The organism is Rhodococcus olei (genome assembly GCF_039540555.1).
Taxonomy (GTDB): Bacteria; Actinomycetota; Actinomycetes; order Mycobacteriales; family Mycobacteriaceae; genus Rhodococcus_G; species Rhodococcus_G olei.
This window is the reverse complement of record NZ_BAABFB010000029.1, coordinates 312,856-325,860: the sequence shown is the minus strand read 5'-3', so window position 1 is coordinate 325,860 and position 13,005 is coordinate 312,856. Positions and strand designations below refer to the sequence as shown.

Annotated in this window: 13 protein-coding genes; 5 read left to right on the top strand and 8 right to left on the bottom strand. The window is 71.0% G+C overall.

The window, feature by feature from the left end; translation table 11 throughout:
- The first annotated feature begins 111 nt into the window (after window positions 1–111).
- Window positions 112–561, top strand: coding sequence for a MarR family winged helix-turn-helix transcriptional regulator (locus ABD951_RS08035; protein ID WP_345343387.1), 450 nt, complete (start codon window positions 112–114; stop codon window positions 559–561).
- Window positions 562–611: 50 nt separating this feature from the next.
- Here the strand turns inward: ABD951_RS08035 and ABD951_RS08030 are convergent, their stop codons facing one another.
- Window positions 612–1,934, bottom strand: coding sequence for a GH25 family lysozyme (locus ABD951_RS08030; protein WP_345343385.1), 1,323 nt, complete (start codon window positions 1,932–1,934; stop codon window positions 612–614).
- Between the two features lie 293 nt (window positions 1,935–2,227).
- Here ABD951_RS08030 and ABD951_RS08025 point away from each other — a divergent pair, with 293 nt between their 5' ends.
- Window positions 2,228–2,587, top strand: coding sequence for a hypothetical protein (locus tag ABD951_RS08025; protein ID WP_345343383.1), 360 nt, complete (start codon window positions 2,228–2,230; stop codon window positions 2,585–2,587).
- 9 nt (window positions 2,588–2,596) lie between these two features.
- Here ABD951_RS08025 and ABD951_RS08020 read toward each other — a convergent pair whose 3' ends face one another.
- Both ABD951_RS08020 and ABD951_RS08015 read right to left on the bottom strand, forming a co-directional pair.
- Window positions 2,597–2,785, bottom strand: coding sequence for a ChaB family protein (locus ABD951_RS08020; RefSeq protein WP_345343381.1), 189 nt, complete (start codon window positions 2,783–2,785; stop codon window positions 2,597–2,599).
- Window positions 2,786–2,999: 214 nt separating this feature from the next.
- Entirely contained in the window at window positions 3,000–4,628 is a 1,629-nt protein-coding gene (locus ABD951_RS08015) for an AMP-binding protein (RefSeq protein WP_345343379.1), read from the bottom strand.
- Window positions 4,629–4,732: 104 nt separating this feature from the next.
- Between ABD951_RS08015 and ABD951_RS08010 the strand changes: the two genes are divergently transcribed.
- Window positions 4,733–5,599: a helix-turn-helix transcriptional regulator gene (locus ABD951_RS08010; RefSeq protein WP_345343377.1), complete on the top strand. Its 867-nt coding sequence runs from the start codon at window positions 4,733–4,735 to the stop codon at window positions 5,597–5,599.
- Between the two features lie 154 nt (window positions 5,600–5,753).
- Here ABD951_RS08010 and ABD951_RS08005 read toward each other — a convergent pair whose 3' ends face one another.
- Entirely contained in the window at window positions 5,754–6,257 is a 504-nt protein-coding gene (locus ABD951_RS08005; RefSeq protein WP_345343375.1) for a hypothetical protein, read from the bottom strand.
- Window positions 6,258–6,735: 478 nt separating this feature from the next.
- Here ABD951_RS08005 and ABD951_RS08000 point away from each other — a divergent pair, with 478 nt between their 5' ends.
- Together ABD951_RS08000 and ABD951_RS07995 are read left to right on the top strand one after the other, a co-directional pair.
- Window positions 6,736–8,103: a wax ester/triacylglycerol synthase domain-containing protein gene (locus ABD951_RS08000; protein WP_345343373.1), complete on the top strand. Its 1,368-nt coding sequence runs from the start codon at window positions 6,736–6,738 to the stop codon at window positions 8,101–8,103.
- 104 nt (window positions 8,104–8,207) lie between these two features.
- Entirely contained in the window at window positions 8,208–8,975 is a 768-nt protein-coding gene (locus ABD951_RS07995) for a nuclear transport factor 2 family protein (RefSeq protein ID WP_345343371.1), read from the top strand.
- On the opposite strand, the gene ABD951_RS07990 is transcribed toward ABD951_RS07995, so the two are convergent.
- The 4 genes from ABD951_RS07990 to ABD951_RS07975 form a co-directional block, all read right to left on the bottom strand.
- Window positions 8,953–9,663 carry a hypothetical protein gene (locus tag ABD951_RS07990; RefSeq protein ID WP_345343369.1) on the bottom strand — a complete coding sequence of 237 codons (711 nt, stop codon included), beginning with the start codon at window positions 9,661–9,663 and terminating at the stop codon, window positions 8,953–8,955. The genes ABD951_RS07995 and ABD951_RS07990 overlap by 23 nt on opposite strands.
- 59 nt (window positions 9,664–9,722) lie before the next feature.
- Window positions 9,723–10,217 (bottom strand): GNAT family N-acetyltransferase, encoded by a 495-nt coding sequence (locus ABD951_RS07985; protein ID WP_345343367.1) that lies wholly within the window; start codon window positions 10,215–10,217, stop codon window positions 9,723–9,725.
- Window positions 10,218–10,260: 43 nt separating this feature from the next.
- The gene (locus tag ABD951_RS07980; protein ID WP_345343365.1) at window positions 10,261–12,069 is read right to left on the bottom strand and encodes a penicillin-binding transpeptidase domain-containing protein; all 1,809 of its coding nucleotides are present in this window, start codon (window positions 12,067–12,069) and stop codon (window positions 10,261–10,263) included.
- Between the two features lie 97 nt (window positions 12,070–12,166).
- Complete coding sequence (locus tag ABD951_RS07975; RefSeq protein ID WP_345343363.1) at window positions 12,167–13,003, bottom strand: GNAT family N-acetyltransferase; 837 nt, start codon at window positions 13,001–13,003, stop codon at window positions 12,167–12,169.
- Window positions 13,004–13,005: the final 2 nt, after the last annotated feature.

Here is a 13,005-nt window from a genome sequence, read left to right as displayed (position 1 = left end):
ACATTGATTGCATGATGCAATAGACATGCGCGGGCCACACCGCGGGTACGGTTCACCTCGCCCTCCCGGCGCGAGGCGATACGGACACGGAGAATCGAGGGAAGGACGCGAATGGACACGGCCGCCGAGCGGATCGAGTTCGAGACCTTGCTGCTCGCCCGCCACCTCACCCGGCCGCGCCGCGGCGACGGCGACCTCGACGCCAGCGCCTACCTGCTCCTCAGCCGCATCGACATCGACGGCCCCCTGTCGGTCGGCGAACTCCGGGAGGCATTCGGCCTGGACACCTCGACCCTCAGCCGGCAGACCACCGCGATGCTGAAATCCGGCCTGGTGCACCGCATCCCGGACCCGGCGGGCGGCCTGGCCCGCAAGTTCCGGATCACCGCCGACGGCAAGCGCCGGCTCGACGCCGAGCGAGCAGGCAACGTCCGCGGACTGGAGACGGTGCTCGAGGGCTGGACCACGGACGACCGCGACGCGTTCGCGAACCTGCTCGAACGCTTCAACCTCGACATCGAGCGCCGCGCCGGACGGCCCTGGCCCCGGCCGGAATCCTGAGAACCGGGCGCCGGCCGCCGACGTCGCGGCGCGGCCTCCCGGGCTTCCCGTCAGCCGATCGACGGCGACACGAGACCGTCCCCGGGTGCCCGCACGGGTGAGCCGTTCCGATCCACGGCGACCCCGCCCGCGGACCGGACCAGGGCCCGGTCGGGCCCGCCCTGTTCGGACGCGACCGGCTCGCGGCCGCACAGGCGGATCAGCGCGAACAGATCCCCGTCGAACTTGTCGACGTCACACGTCCGCTGTCGCCCGATCGTGGCGTCGGACGCGAACTGGAGGATCCGGGGCTTCCGGCCCGACATGAGGTCCCAGCCGCGCGCGACGTCGGTGACCCCCTGATACTGGTCCCGGAACGGGCGGGCGGCACCCGAGCCGTTGTAGTCGCTGTTCCAGATGTCGTAGTTCCCGGTGAGCGAGTCGCGGTAGAGCCAGCGGGGCGCGTACACGACGACATATCCCGTGGCACCCTCGGCCGCCATCCGCTGCTGGACCAGGTTCACGGTCTGCAGGATGGCATCGGGACCGGGAGGGTGCGGCATGCCCTGTTCCGTCTCCGCGTCCACCTGCCAGATCCACGGCACGTCCTTCCACCACGGCGTCTTCTCCGCAACGAAGCCCATCCACTCGTCGACCTGTCCGGCGATGTCGTCCGGCCACAGGAAGTGGTAGGCACCGAGCACCGGAATACCTGCGCCGCGTGCCCTTTCCAGGGCCTCCTGATAGAAGGGGTCCTTGAACGTCGTGCCCTCGCTCGCCTTGTGCGTGAAGAAGGAGATCCCGTCTCGCTGCACCGCGGTCAGATCCATCGCGCCGCGGTCGGGGTCCCAGTCGTGATTCGACGCGTCGAACCCCCACACGGGTGCGGTGTTGACCACCCCGGTCGGAACCGGCGGCACCGGCCCGCCTCCCGGCTTCGCCTGGCCGATCCGGAGCATCGCGAGGTCGGCGAGGGCCGACGACGTGGCCCAGTGGACGTGGTCGAAGTGGCCGATCACCTGCGGCCCCCCGTACACGCTGCCACCCGGGTTCCGGACCTGGTTCTTGACGTAGAAGCCGTCGTCGTCGGCGAAGGGCGTCGAGTGGATGAGTTCGACCGTGAGGTCCGCCAGGTTGTCGTAGATCCACTTCGCGAGGTCCCGCATCTCGGCGTCGCCGACGCTTCCGAGCCCGGTCGGGCCGGCCCCGATGTCGATCGCGGCCGCCGGCGATCCCCCGTAGTCGAGCCCGTAGTGGTACGAAACCGGGCCGTGGTCGCCGTCCCGCCCACTGGTCACGTAGATCTCGGACTTCTTCGGGTAGAACTCGAGCAGTTGAATGATCTTCTCCCCGACCGGCCCGGTTTTCACGGTCGGCCATCGTGCAATTGTCATCGTCTTCTCCTTGCCGGAGCGAAAGTCGTTGCGGGCGTGGCCTGTCGACGGTGCGACGACCGAAGCCGTCACCGAGTGCCCGTCGCCGGACGCGGTCACACCGCGCGATCGACCGGGTGGATTCAGTATTCGTCGGGGGTGGATTGCGCACACGCGTAGCCCGCTACGCGAAATTCGCCGGAACCGGTGTGGACGTCCGCGTGCGGCGGCCGTCGACTCCGGGGGCCGGCGGCCTGGCACGGGTAGCGTGGGGGGTGTCCGCGCGACGGGGAGCGCGGTGGTGGAGGCACACGATGTCCGACGACGTCGGCAAGCGGTGGAACGATCCGCCGGAGATCCGGCGGGCCACCCGCTACACGGTCGTCGTCCTGGCGACCGCCCTGGCGGTGATGGCGCTCGCCGCGCTGTGGGCGTATCTCGGGCGCAGCAACTGCACCGAGGCGCCGACCCTCGTGTGCGCGACCCCCGACCGCTATGTGCTCGCAATCGCGCCCGCGGCGGTGTTGATGGTCGGCGGACTGGGCGCCTTCTTCCACACCTACATCGTGTGGCGGCACGGCGGCACCTGGCCGGCGTGGCAGGGCGCCGGCTGGGCACTGATGACGTTCATGCTGATCTACGCGGCGATCGGCGCCGGCCTGCTCGCCGAGTGATCGGGCGGGTCAGCCCTGCTTGGGCACCCAGTGATCGGTCTCGAGCTCGTAACTCTCCTTGAGTACCCCGTACGCGGCGCGCTGGGCCTCCTCGCCCTCCCCGAGCCGTTTGACCGCCGACTCGTGGGCCGTCGCGAAGACTTCCTGCACCTCCTTCGAGGATCGGCGCAACGTCTGCGGGAGCTCGAAACGATTCACTTCGCCACCCCTTCGTCGGTGATGAACGCGTGCCCTCATTGTGCGTCGCCACGGGCCGTCGCGGTACCGATCGGGGCGGTGTGTCGCCGATTCACCCCCGGAGCGTGGTCACGAACGCGACGCGGCCGACACACCACCGACGAACGCCGAACGGGAGTTCCGTGGCCGAATTCGCTCGGTCACGGAACTCCCGTCAACGCGCGGGCGGGTGCCGTCAGCCCTTGCGCAGGATGTAGCGCTGCACCTTTCCGCTGGGGGTCTTCGGCAGCGAGGGGACGAAGTGCACGGACCGCGGATAGGCGTGCGCGGCGAACTTCTTCTTCACCAGCTGCTGCAGCTCGACCTCGAGTTCGTCGGTGCCCTCCACACCGTCGCGGAGCACGACGAACGCCTCCAGGACCTCACCGCGCAGCTGGTCGGGCATCCCGACGACGGCGGCCTCGATGACGTGATCGTGCATCACCAGCACCGACTCGACGTCGAACGGACCGATCCGGTAGCCGGCCATGATGATGACGTCGTCGTCACGCGAGGAGAAGAAGAAGTGCCCGTCCTCGTCGGTGCTGCCCGCGTCGCCGGTGACGTACCAGCGACCGTCCGCGGTGAACCGCTGCTTCGTCTTCTCCGGGGCGTCGACGTAGCCGGTGAACCACATCAGGGGGCTGTTCACGGTGTCGATCGCGACCCGGCCGGCGGTCTTCGGCGGCGCGACCTCGTCGCTGTCGTCGAGCAGGACGGCACACGACCAGCCCGGCAGCGCCCGGCCCATCGACCCGGCCGGGACCTCCTCGCGGAGCCCGTCGGCCCAGGCGTTGACGATGAACATGCCGTGCTCGGTCTGCCCGTAGTGGTCGCGCACCTCGACGCCGAGGGCGGACTGCGACCACGCGACGACGTCCGGGGTCAGCGGCTCCCCCGCCGACGACGCCCGCCGCAACGTCAGACCCTCCGGAACCGGGCCGGCGTCGGCGCGCAGGCTCCGGTACACGGTCGGCGCGGCGGCGAAGTTGGTGACACCGAACTTCTCGATCACCTGCCAGGTCAGCGTCGCCGAGAAACCGGCGTGCAGCAGCAGGCTCCGGGTCCCGGCCGCCATCGGGCCGAGCAGCGCGTAGTACAGCCCGTACGCCCAGCCGGGGTCGGCGGCGTTCCAGAAGACGTCGTCGGGGCGCACGTCGAGCCCGAACTCCATGTAGCCGTGGAACGAGGCCAGCGCCCGCACCGGAACCGGCACTCCCTTGGGGGTTCCGGTGGTCCCGGAGGTGAACAACTGCACGATCGGAGCGTTCGCGCCGACCGCGACGGCGGCGCCCTTCGGGTCGTCGGCGTCGCGGTCGGCGAGCAGGTCCGCCAACGCCAGCTGACCGTCGGATTCCGGTTCGCCGGCCGCGACGACCACCGACCACGGCGCGTCGGCGGGGATGTCCTCGCCGGGGGCCAGCTTCGCGAGCTGGTTCCGGTCGGCGACGACGACCTTCGCGCCGGACGAGGTCAGCCGGAACGCGATCGCCGGCGGTGCGAACGCGGTGAACAGCGGCACGTGCACGGCGCCACGACGCCAGATCCCGAGCAGAGCGACCACCAGCTCGGCGGACTTGCCCATCAGGGTCGCGACACAGTCGCCGGGCTCGACACCGAGGTCGGCGAGGGCGGCGGCGAACTTCGTCGACTCGGCGCGCAGTTCGCCGTAGGTCAGGTCGCGGGAGGACAGGTCGGCCTCGATCACCGTGAACGCGACAGCGTCGGCGGGGTGCCCGTCGCAGAGCAGCTCGGCCGCGCAGGCGTCGGCGGTGTCGTACCGGTCCAGCAGCTCGCGTACCCGGGCGGCGGTGTTGTTGACCATCGAGATTTCCTTCCCATCACTCCGGCGCAAAACCGGACATCCCACTGCCCTATGATCTAGCTCACAACCACCGTCCACCACCCCCGGAAAGGGGTAGCCCGACGATGTCGAGCCTCCGTGCATCCCTGCTTCGCCCCCGCGACGGCGACGCGCTGCGCGCCGAACTGCGCGCCGCCGCGGCCGTGGCGAACGTGCCGGTCCTGTTCGGTGGCGAGGTTCAGGAGGGCCACCTGCACCTGTCGGAGTTCCTCGGCACCCGAACCAACGGACTCAAGGGCCTCCTCATCCCGCCCAGCTCCGGGCTCGGCGGACGGGTCGCGCACCAGCGCCAGCCGGCGTCGGTGCCGGACTACAGCACCTCGATGACGATCACCCACCACTACGACGCGCCCGTGCTCGGTGAGGGCATCCGCTCGGTGCTCGCCGTGCCGGTACTGGTCGGCGGCGACTCCCGCGCCGTGCTGTACGCGGCGGTGCGCGAGGCCACCCCGATCGGGGACCGCACCGCCGACGTCCTGGTGCAGTCGGCGCGCCGGCTGAGCCTGGAGATCGCCATCCGGGACGAGGTGGACCGGCGGCTGCAGATGCTCGGCGTGCTGGACGCCAATCGCGGGACCGGCGGGGCCGCCGTCACCGAGGGCATCCGGGACGTGCACGCCGAACTGCGCGGGATCGCCCAGTCGGTGTCCGACGGACCGTTGCAGAATCGGCTGCGCGCGGTGTCCGACAAGCTGGCCCGCCTGGTCGCCGACGACTCGCCGCTCGACGACGGTGGCGTGTCTCTGTCCCCGCGCGAGCTGGACGTGCTCGCACACATCGCGCTCGGCTGCACGAACAACGAGGTGGCCCACCGGCTCTCGCTCGGCCCGGAGACCGTCAAGAGCTACCTGCGCAGCGCGATGGGCAAGCTCGACGCGCACTCGCGACACGAGGCGGTGGTCGCCGCCCGACGGCTCGGGTTGCTTCCCTAGCTCGGGCACCAACCCGCCGGCGGCGTGTGGGCGCGCGGCACGGCTGGCGGTCGGCGCCGAGGGGCGGCATCGGCGAGAGCCGACTTCTGCAGCGTCTCACGGTCGATCACATGGTGAGACTCGGCGGCCTTCGGACCAGAGGCCGACCATTCCCTCAGCGGGCCGCTCGTTCGACGTTTCGCGCGAGTACGGCCAACATTCGTGCCTGCATGATCCAGACGACCGGGGGAAAGAGCCAATGGGACACGACACGTTCGAGCCATCGAGGGCGGAAGGTCTGATAACCGCCGATCACCAGACGGGTACGCCCGCCAGGCAACTCGTTGAGCAGGAAACCCCAGAGTCCTTCGGTGTAGGCCGACGGCCGTGGCAGCGTGGGATCGAGGCTACGGCCTCGTAGATCGCTCAACCCACGCAGTCCCAGGAATCGATTCGGTTCGAGTGCGGCAACCTCCCAGGCGTCCACCGGGCCGCGGCGTGTCCAGTACTTCACGTGGTCGCCGAGGGCGATGTCCTGCCACTCGGGGTGGACTCTTCGAGCACTGGGACGACCGGCGTTGTCGAGGTGGTCCCAGGAGTACCATCCGCCACGATCCCCACCCAGCTGGACGAGCCATGGCCAGACCTGCTCCGGCGGCGCGTCGATCGTGACGGCCATCGTCGCACCCCTCTCACCGTCGGGGACCAGCTCGGCCCCGGGATACGGCCCGGCAACTTCCTCGTCGGTAGCGCCCCAGCGCATGAGCCGAGGGACCACGCAGGCGCGGTAGACGAGGGCTGCCGTCCCAGCCATACCGATGATTGTGCGACCGGATGTCATACGACAAGCATCGGAGGTTCCGCACCGCCCGACAAGGGACCAAGGTCACGTGCGCGGGGTGCCCTCGGCGAGCCGGCCGCAGCGAGAGCGGAGTGGACACGAGCAGCGTGGGGCGCTGCCGCCCGGGGCCGGGGGTGTAGCCGCGGCGGTCCAGGCGGACGGCCGTCGGCCGTGATCGGGCAGTTGGGCCTACCCGGTGTGCGCCGAATGGTCTGTACTGAGGACATGATGCGGTCGTGGTGCCGGGTGTGTGAAACGGTGGTGGTGCCCGCCGCTCTCCTGATGTCGCGCGACATGCTCCGCGGGGTGAAGGTCCGTGCCGAACCCGAACGGTGACGTCTCGGGTCGGGCCCGGATCGAGCGTGCCGGGCCGATGGACCGCACCGTGCTCGCGACCGACCGGGGACCGGTGCCGATGAACATCGGTGCGATCCTCGAGTTCGACCCGTCGCCGGGGCCCGATCTGTCCACGGTGAGTACTCTTCTCGCAGAACGGATTCCCCGAATCCCGCGGCTGCGACAGCGGCTGCGTCGCGTGCCGTTCGGCTGTGGACATCCGGTGTGGGTCGATGACCCTGGCTTCGCGCTCGAACACCACCTGACCGAACAGGATTGGCCCGCACCGGCGGGCGAACGCCAACTCTTCGACCTCGCGGCCGAATTCGTCTGCACTCCCCTGTCCCGCGATCGGCCGTTGTGGCAGGCGCGACTGGTGTCGGACCGATCGAGCGGGCGAACCGCCTTGATCGTCGTGCTGCACCATGTGCTCGCCGACGGTCTCGGCGGCTTGGCGGTGCTTGCTGCGCTGACCGACAGCGGACCGCGCCTCGCCGGCCCGGTCTTTCCGCAGCCACCGCCGAGCCGAAGGGCGTTGGCCGCCGATGCCGCGCGAGCGCAGGTCGCCGCCGTGCGAGCGCTCCCGGTCGCGATGCGCCGGGGATTCGCGGGGTTGCGTGAACTCGGCCTCGGTCGAACCCGGCCCCGCCTCGTCGAGCCGACATCGCTGAACCGGCCGACGTCGAGCCGGCGCCGTGTCACACGTGTCACCGTTCCGCTGGCCGAGGTCACATCCCTGGCGCACGGCCACCACGGCACCGTCAACGACGTCGTGGTGGCGGCAGTCACCGGTGCCGTGCTGGCCGTCCTGCGGGCCCGCGGGGAACGTCCCGGCCGGTTGGTTGTGTCGGTGCCGATCTCGGGGCGCCGCGGCACGACCGCGGACCGCCTCGGCAACGTCACCGGTGTCCGCCCCGTCTCGGTACCGGCGATCGCGGACGACGAAGACCGTCTCACCCGGTTCGTCGCCGCGACGAGCGCTGCCCCCGGACACGATCCGGAACGTGCGTCGTCCGGCGGGCCGCTCGGGTTGGCGTTTCGGGCGCTGAGCCGACTCGGGATGTTCCAGCTGTTCATCGATCACCAGCGGATGGTGCACACCTTCGTGACCAATCTGCGCGGCCCGGCCGAGCCCGTGGAACTGGCCGGGTTTCGGGTGCGGTCGCTGGTGCCGCTGGTGGTCACCCCCGGCAACGTGGGCGTGACGTTCGCGGTGCTGTCGTACGCGGGAGACCTGGGAATCACCCTGGTGGCAGATCCCGCGATCGTCCCCGAGCAGGATGAATTGGCCACACAGGTCGCCGGCACCGTGGCCCGACTACGACGCCGTGCCGCGTCGCCCCACTAGCCGACGGGGGGATGCCGCATCCCTGCGCGATCCGGCCGTCTGCGGGACCGCATTCGCCCGCGTCCTGAAACAGGTTCCAGTTTCGGCTGGCATACTCACGTGCCATGACGGCGAACCCGACCACCGAGGACCTGCTCACCATCGTCCGCAACTCCCCTGCGGCCGTCGCCGCCCACGACAAGCGGGCGTGGCTGGGCCTGTTCGCCCGCCACCACGTGGTCGAGGACCCGGTCGGCGGGCGCCCGGTGCTCGGCGGGCTGTTCGACGCGCGCAGCGGCCGGCGCGGTGACGCCCCGCTGTCGCGGTTCTACGACACCTTCATCGCCCCCAACGACATTCACTTCCATCTCGAGGCCGAGGACATCGTGCAGGGGCTGCACGTGGTGCGGGACGTCACCATCGAGACCCGGATGGGCGGCGTGACCGCGCGGGCGCCGATGCACCTGCGTTACGAGCTGACCCTCGACGAGGGCGAGCCGCGGATCCGCCGGCTCGCCGCGCACTGGGAGGTCGCCCCGATGTTCGCCCAGGTCGGCGGGATCTCCCCGGCGAAGCTGCGGGTGGGGGCCACGATGGGGGCCCGGATGCTGCGGCTGCAGGGTGTGGGCGGGTCGCTCGCCTTCGGACGCGCGGTGCGCAGCGTGGGCGAGCCCGGCAAGCGGGCCGTGCGCGAGCTGGTCGCGTCGGCCCAGCGCGGCGACGGCGCTGCCCTCGAACTGCTCGGCGGCACCCCCGTGCAGGATCTGCGGAAGCTGATCGCCGCCGGCGACACCGTGACCGCGACGGGCACCGTCGACGGGGCGCACGCCGTGCTCTTCGCCTGCCTCGACCGCCGGACGCTGAAGGTGATCAGCGCCGACGTCTACCGCTGAACCAGCGCGGCCGGCGGAACAGTTCGTCCGCGAGCGGCTCGTCCACGGCGCTGATGCGCAGGTCGGCCTCCTGCCCGCACCACTCGGACCCGATGTGCCGCACCGACACACAGACGCCGGTCTGCACGTCGAGCCGCACCACCGAGTCGGCGGTGGGCACCCACGGGTCGGGGTCGAGCTCGCCGTCGCCGGAGAGCAGCGCGCAGCACGTGCAGCGCGGGTCGTACTCCGGTGTCGGGCGCACGCGCGCCTCCCACGCCGGCCTGCCGTGGTGGGACACCGCGTCGACGGAGAACACCTCGACACCCTCGGCGAGTTCGGCCGGATCGAGCAGCGCCACCCAGAAGTAGTCGTCGTGGAACGGCGGGTCGTAGTCGATCGCGACGTCGCCCGGCCGCTCGGCGACCAGCCCGTCCGCGTCGTAGCGCGGCTCGACCTCGGTCGGCCAGACCCGGGCGAGCGGCCTGCCCCCGTCCACGCCGTACACGACCGCGACCGGGCGGTCCCGCCCCGTCGTGATGTGTACGCGCCCGTCGCCGCCCTCGACCCGCAGCAGGTCCGGCCGCCGGATCCACGCGTGCTCGAGATCCTCACGCTCCAGGTCGAACTCGAGCGTCGACCAACGCCACGGCGACGAGTGCGCGAGTGCGCGGAAGCGCTCGACGGTGGGGGCGAGATCGGTGTGCACACCCCGAGTCTGGCGCCTCCCCGGCGGCGAGGCCATCGAATTTCCGGCCGCTCCCCCGATCACCGCACGAGCCGCAGGCCGGCCAGCCCGGTCTCCTCGTCGTCCGCCGTCGCACCGTCGGGACCGAATCCGTTGCGGCGATAGAACCCGAGGGCGCGTGGATTGTCCCGAGCGACCCACAGTTCGGCCGCCTCGTCGCCCAGTACCGCGTCGAGCAACGCCTGCCCCACCCCGCTGCCGTGATGGGCGGGCAGCACGTAGAGGGTGTAGAGCTGCAGGCCGCGCACGGGATGTGCGCCGAGCGGACTGCCCGCGTGCGCGAATCCGACGATGGTGCCGTCCACCTCGGCGACCACGAGTCGTCGGGCAGAATCCTGCCCGACGAGGATCTCCCGCCACATCGTCTCGCGGCGACGCAGGGCGTCGTCGTCGAAGAAGGACTCGGCGATCAGGTGTCCGTACGTGGCCCGCCAGGTGGCGACATGCACCCGGGCGATCGCGCTCGCATCCGCGGCCGCCGGTGCCCGCAACCGGAATCCGGGTGCCGTGCCCACGGATTCGAGACTACAGGCCGGTGTCGGCCGGGTGGTCGAGCCGTCAGTACCCTTCCGGCAGCGCGGCGAACATGTCGTTCGTGACGGCGACCGCGTTGTCGGAGCTGCCGCCCCGCACGACCAGGGTCGCGAACGCGATGTCGCCGCGGTAGCCGACGAACCAGGCGTGCGAGCCGCCGTCGACCTCGGCCTCACCGGTCTTGCCGTACACCTCACCCTCCCCGGCGATCCGGGTCGCGGTGCCGGAGGTGACCACCTCGCGCATCATGCCGCGCAGCCCGCTGACCATCTCGGGCGTGATCGCGGTGCGGTCGCCGTCGACGGTGGTGTCCTCGCCGAGGATCAGGTGCGGCACCGGCGTCGACCCGTGCGCGACGGTCGCGGCGGCCAGCGCCATCCCGAACGGGCTGACCACGACCTTGCCCTGCCCGAAGCCGTCCTCGGTGCGCTGCACCAGGTCGTCGGCCGGCGGCACCGACCCGGACTCCGTCGGCAGGCCCGGCACCTCGTAGTCGGGGCCGATGCCGAACTGCGCGGCCGCCTTCGTCAACGCGTCCGGCTTCATCTCGCTGGCGAGCTTCGCGAACGTCGTGTTGCAGGACCGCGCGAACGCGGTGCTCATCGACACCGTGCCGAGCGCGAATTCGTTGTAGTTCGGCACCGACCGCTCGCCGATCTCGACGCGGCCCGGGCAGCCGACCATCGTGCCGGGCTGCGCCAGCCCGTTCTCGATCGCGGCGCCGGCGGTGACGATCTTGAAGGTCGACCCCGGTGGGTACAGGCCCGTCGACGCGACCGGGCCGTCGCGGTCGGCGGCCTTGTTCTGCGCGACCGCGAGGATCGCGCCGGTCGACGGCTGGATCACCACCATCATCGTCTGATCGGTGCGGGCGTTGACCGCGTTCTGCGCGGCGACCTGGATCGGACGGTCCAGGCTCACCGAAAATGACGGTGCGGGTTGCGGTTTCGTGTCCGACAACACATCGATGTCGATGCCGTTCTGGTTGACGGTGACGATGCTCCACCCGGCAGTGCCGTCCACCTCGTCGATCACCCGCTTCTTCACCTGACCGATCAGGTCGGGCGCGAAGTCGCGGTCGGTGGAGACCAGATCCGCCTCCTGGTCGACCGTCACGCCCGGCAGCGCGGCGAGGGTGCCCGCGACCGTCTCGTAGTCCTCCTGACGCAGACTGGCCACCAGGTAGTCGCCCTTGACCGCGGACGCCGACTCGGCGATCGACTGCGCGGTCAGGGACTTGTCGAACGGGGCGAGAGCCGCCGCCAGCGCCGCCGCGACCGAACCGAGCTTCCCGGCCTTCCGCGCGTCGAACTTGATGCGCTCGATGCTGCCCGGAACGAGGACGTCGGTGCCGGAGCGCTCGTTGACCCGCGCACGAGGCGCCGGCGTCGACCGCAGCGACATCGTCTGGGTGTCGCCGAGTTTCGGGTGCAGGTCGGTCGACGTCCAGCGCACCGCCCACTCACCGCCGCGGCGCCCCATCTGCAGGTCCCCGGAGTAGGTCCACACCCGATCCTTCGGCAGGTGCCACTCGTAGGTGTAGCCGACGGTCGCGGTGTCGCCGCTGACGCGGACCGACCCGACCGTGGCGGTCAGCGTCTGCGCCTGCAGGTGCTCCCACGCCGAGTCCAGCGCCGTCTTCGCGGCGTCCGGCCGGTCGGACAGCGCGGCCGCCGACCCGGTGTCCCGCTCGGACAGTGCCGACAGGAACCGCTGCGCCGCGACGTCGGGGCCGTCGGGCTTCGGGGTGCAGGCGGCGAGCCCGACCGCGAGCGACCCCGTCACGGCGAGAGCGAGCGGGATGCGGACACGGCGGGCGACACGAGATTTCATCGCCGCTCATAGTAGGTGCGCCGCAGCAGGACTCCGTCGACCGTGAGTGAGTGTCACCCGCATCGGGGTACAGATCACTCGCGGGTTGCGGAGCCGCTCAGTCCAGCAGCACCGTCGAGAAGGTCGCGACCTGAGTGAATCCGATCCGGTCGTACGCCCGCCGGGCCGGATGGTTGAAGCTGTTGACGTACAGGCTCGCGGTCCGCCCGCCCGCGACGACGGCCTCGGCGACCGCCGCGGTCCCGGCCGCCCCGAGCCCGCGACACCGGTGACCCGGATGCACCCAGACACCCTGGATCTGCCCGACCTGGCGGGATGCCGAACCGATCTCCGCCTTGTAGATCACCTCGTCGCCCTCGAATCGCGCGAACGCACGCCCGGCCGCGATCAGCCCCGCGACCCGCCGCCGATAGCCGCGGCCGCCGTCGCCGGCGCGGGGATCGACCCCGACCTCTTCGATGAACATCTCGACGGCGGCGACCAGGTAGGTGTCGAGTTCGTCCATGCGGACGAGACGGACCTCGGGGTCGGGGGCGACGAGGGGTCGCCCGGCGAGAGCCAGCAGCGGTTGTTCGGACCGGACCTCCCGCGCCGGCCCCCAGTCCGCCTCGAGCATCTCCCACAGCGGCATCGTCAGTTCGGCCCGCCCGACCAGCGACGAGCACATCCGCGGGAAGCGGCAGGCGCGGTCGGCGAACGCCCGCAGGTCGCCGAGGTCGCCGCGCAGCGGCACGAGGTTCGCACCGGAGAAGCACAGCGACTCGTCGGGCCCGCCGCGGCTCCACAGTTCCCCGTTGATCGACCGCGGTTCGACACCGAGATCCTGCACGCGGGCCGCGACCATGCACGAGGCGACCGGGTCGGCGTCGAGCACGCGCAGCACGTCGGCACGGTCGCGCGCACCGAGCTGCCTGGCGCCGAGCAGTTTGAGCACCC

Coding starts and splice junctions, on each gene's coding strand:
- ABD951_RS08035 (WP_345343387.1), top strand. CDS start 112: ATGGACACGGCCGCCGAGCGGATCGAGTTCGAGACCTTGCTGCTCGCC.
- ABD951_RS08030 (WP_345343385.1), bottom strand. CDS start 1,934: ATGACAATTGCACGATGGCCGACCGTGAAAACCGGGCCGGTCGGGGAG.
- ABD951_RS08025 (WP_345343383.1), top strand. CDS start 2,228: ATGTCCGACGACGTCGGCAAGCGGTGGAACGATCCGCCGGAGATCCGG.
- ABD951_RS08015 (WP_345343379.1), bottom strand. CDS start 4,628: ATGGTCAACAACACCGCCGCCCGGGTACGCGAGCTGCTGGACCGGTAC.
- ABD951_RS08010 (WP_345343377.1), top strand. CDS start 4,733: ATGTCGAGCCTCCGTGCATCCCTGCTTCGCCCCCGCGACGGCGACGCG.
- ABD951_RS08005 (WP_345343375.1), bottom strand. CDS start 6,257: ATGGCCGTCACGATCGACGCGCCGCCGGAGCAGGTCTGGCCATGGCTC.
- ABD951_RS07995 (WP_345343371.1), top strand. CDS start 8,208: ATGACGGCGAACCCGACCACCGAGGACCTGCTCACCATCGTCCGCAAC.
- ABD951_RS07980 (WP_345343365.1), bottom strand. CDS start 12,069: ATGAAATCTCGTGTCGCCCGCCGTGTCCGCATCCCGCTCGCTCTCGCC.